1 rRNA gene is annotated in these 2,992 nt (G+C 50.8%); it reads right to left on the bottom strand.

The features are described 5' to 3' along the window. Positions 1 to 21: 21 nt before the first annotated feature. Positions 22 to 2,909, bottom strand: a 23S ribosomal RNA gene (locus tag WKT03_RS12575). Positions 2,910 to 2,992: the final 83 nt, after the last annotated feature.

Here is a 2,992-nt window from a genome sequence, read left to right as displayed (position 1 = left end):
CCGCTTATCTTTCGAACCTCTCAGGATAAGTCTTCGACCTATTAGTATCTGTCAGCTGAATGCGTTACCGCACTTACACCTCAGACCTATCAACCTCGTAGTCTTCAAGGGGTCTTATTTCTTTAAAGAATGGGATATCTAATCTTGAGGGGGGCTTCACGCTTAGATGCCTTCAGCGTTTATCCCTGCCGGACTTGGCTACTCTGCCATGCTGTTGGTCAACAACAGATACACCAGCGGTCCGTCCATCCCGGTCCTCTCGTACTAAGGACAGCTCCTCTCAAATATCCTACGCCCACGCCGGATAGGGACCGAACTGTCTCACGACGTTCTGAACCCAGCTCGCGTACCGCTTTAATGGGCGAACAGCCCAACCCTTGGAACCTGCTACAGCTCCAGGATGCGATGAGCCGACATCGAGGTGCCAAACCACTCCGTCGATGTGAACTCTTGGGAGTGATAAGCCTGTTATCCCCAGGGTAGCTTTTATCCGTTGAGCGATGGCAATCCCACGTTATACCACCGGATCACTAAGTCCTACTTTCGTACCTGCTCCACCCGTCGGTGTCGCAGTCAAGCTCCCTTCTGCCTTTGCACTCTTCGAATGGTTTCCGACCATTCTGAGGGAACCTTTGAGCGCCTCCGATACCCTTTCGGAGGCGACCGCCCCAGTCAAACTCCCCGTCAGACATTGTCCCCCAGCCGGGTCACGGCTGCAGGTTAGAAACCCAGTACTGTAAGGGTGGTATCCCAAGGTCAGCTCCATGACAACTGGCGTCATCATTTCCTAGCTTCCCACCTATCCTGTACAGACAGTACCGAATCCCAGTATCAAACTGGAGTAAAGCTCCATGGGGTCTTTCCGTCCTGGCGCAGGTAACCAGCATCTTCACTGGTATTTCAATTTCACCGGGTGTGTTGTCGAGACAGTGCCCAAATCATTACGCCTTTCGTGCGGGTCGGAACTTACCCGACAAGGAATTTCGCTACCTTAGGACCGTTATAGTTACGGCCGCCGTTTACTGGGGCTTAAATTCAAACCTTCGCTTGCGCTAAGCTCTCCTCTTAACCTTCCAGCACCGGGCAGGCGTCAGCCCATATACCTCACCTTTCGGTTTTGCATAGACCTGTGTTTTTGCTAAACAGTTGCTTGGGCCATTTCTCTGCGGCCACATCTCTGTGGCACTCCTTCTCCCGAAGTTACGGAGTCATTTTGCCGAGTTCCTTAACAACACTTCTCCCGCCGGCCTTAGGATTCTCTCCTCATCCACCTGTGTCGGTTTACGGTACGGGCACATACAAAACAATAGCGGCTTTTCTTGGCAGCTAGCTCACCAGCTTCGTTACTTATAGTTCACTCCGCATTACGTCTTCTCCTTGCAAGGGGGATTTGCCTCCCTTACGGATACCTCGCTTGCACCGGCTTTTCCATTTCCGGCTCTGGCTTTCTCTCTGCGTCCCCACAGTTCTGTTTGTATGTGGTACAGGAATTTCTACCTGTTATCCATCGACTACGACTTTCGTCCTCGCCTTAGGCCCCGACTTACCCAGGGAAGATCAGCTTTACCCTGGAAACCTTAGATATTCGGCCTTTAAGATTCTCACTTAAATCTCGCTACTCATTCCGGCATTCTCTCTTCTTAACACTCCACTGCTCCTTCCGGTACAGCTTCGTCACGTTAAGAATGCTCCTCTACCAATGTTTTCACATTCCATAGCTTCGGTGGTGTGTTTTAGCCCCGGACATTTTCGGCGCAGGACCTCTCGACTAGTGAGCTATTACGCACTCTTTGAATGTATGGCTGCTTCTGAGCCAACATCCTAGTTGTCTTCGAAATCCCACATCCTTTACCACTTAACACACACTTTGGGACCTTAGCTGATGGTCTGGGCTCTTTCCCTTTTGACTACCCAACTTATCTCGTGCAGTCTGACTCCCGTACATCATCTCTGCGGCATTCGGAGTTTGATAATCTTCGGTAAGCTTTGACGCCCCCTAGGATATTCAGTGCTCTACCTCCGCTAGACTAATACGAGGCTAGCCCTAAAGCTATTTCGAGGAGAACCAGCTATCTCCGGGTTCGATTGGAATTTCTCCCCTACCCACACCTCATCGCCACCCTTTTCAACGGATGTGCGTTCGGTCCTCCATTGCCTTTTACGGCAACTTCAACCTGGACATGGGTAGATCACCCGGTTTCGGGTCTTCTTATACTGACTTTACGTGCTATTAACACTTGCTTTCACTTCGGCTCCGTACCTGAAGTACTTAACCTTGCCAGCACAAGAAACTCGCCGGACCGTTCTACAAAAAGTACGCGGTTCTGCTTTATTCGCAGTTCCACAGCTTGTAAACACAGGGTTTCAGGTTCTCTTTCACTCCCCTCCCGGGGTCCTTTTCACCTTTCCTTCACAGTACTATGCGCTATCGGTCACTGAGTAGTATTTAGCCTTGGAGGGTGGTCCCTCCGCCTTCCCACAAGGTTTCTCGTGTCTCGTGGTACTCCGGATCCTGCTAGGTGTGTTTCTGATTTCATGTACGAGGCTTTCACTCTCTCTGGCGGGACTTCCCAGACCCTTCTACTATCTTCCACACTGCCATATCGCAGTCCATACCCCGTCGTGCACGCACAACGGTTTGGGCTCTTCCGCGTTCGCTCGCCGCTACTTACGGAATCGATGTTTCTTTCTCTTCCTCCGCCTACTTAGATGTTTCAGTTCAGCGGGTTCCCTCCGTATACCTATGTATTCAGTATACGGTGACTGAGGTTTGCTCAGCCGGGTTTCCCCATTCAGATATCTGCGGGTCATCGGATATTTGCTCCTTACCGCAGCTTTTCGCAGCTTATCACGTCTTTCTTCGGCTCTCAGTGCCAAGGCATCCACCCTGCGCTCTTTCTAACTTAACCTTACAGCATACGTAGCTTGATATGCTGTGGTCCGTTGCTATCTTTCGATAACTTGATTCGCGTTTGTTTCAATCTCTTGAAAC

The sequence above is a fragment of the Coprococcus sp. HCN-4056 genome (assembly GCF_037892645.1).
GTDB lineage: Bacteria > Bacillota > Clostridia > Lachnospirales > Lachnospiraceae > Coprococcus > Coprococcus ammoniilyticus.
The sequence above is the reverse complement of the archived record's forward strand: the minus strand, read 5'-3'. Positions and strand labels throughout refer to the sequence as shown.